This window comes from Pseudomonas tremae (assembly GCF_001401155.1).
In the GTDB taxonomy this organism is placed as follows: Bacteria; Pseudomonadota; Gammaproteobacteria; order Pseudomonadales; family Pseudomonadaceae; genus Aquipseudomonas; species Aquipseudomonas tremae.
Window position 1 is genome coordinate 1 of sequence record NZ_LJRO01000309.1, and the last position, 513, is coordinate 513.

Sequence of the window (513 nt, forward strand, 5' to 3'; positions counted from 1 at the left end):
GAGTGGGTTTTCATTGATGGCAGCTATGCCAAGGCTCATCAGCACAGCGCAGGTGCTGCCAGCACGCAGGACCAGGCCATCGGAAAAAGCCGAGCCGGTAACACCAGCAAGATTCACTTGGCTGTAGACGCTTGTGGGCTGCCTATTGCATTTGACGTGACCGGAGGCCAGACCAATGATTGTTCGCAGGCGGCCTCGTTGATTGCCAAGGTGCCCGATGCAGAAGTGATCATTGCGGACAAGGGCTACGACACTGAAGCGATACGTGCTCAGGTCGAGCAGCAAGGCAGCAAAGTGGTGATTCCACGAAAGCGCAATTCTCTGAAAGGGAACGCAGATCTGGACAAGGGGTTATATCGCAATCGACATCTCGTAGAAAACGCCTTCGCCCGGTTGAAGCATTTTCGGGCGGTGGCTTCTCGATTTGACAAACTCAAGAGAAACTATGAAAGCGTCATAGCAATGGCCTGCGCTTTTCTGTGGCTACCAATGTGAAACGGGAACAGACCCTAG

General features: G+C 53.4%; 1 protein-coding gene. It reads left to right on the top strand.

The annotated features are described in order from the left end of the window. A partial coding sequence (locus ALO43_RS17665) for an IS5 family transposase (protein WP_054997868.1) occupies nucleotides 1–495 on the top strand: 495 nt, incomplete at its 5' end. Nucleotides 496–513 lie beyond the last annotated feature (18 nt).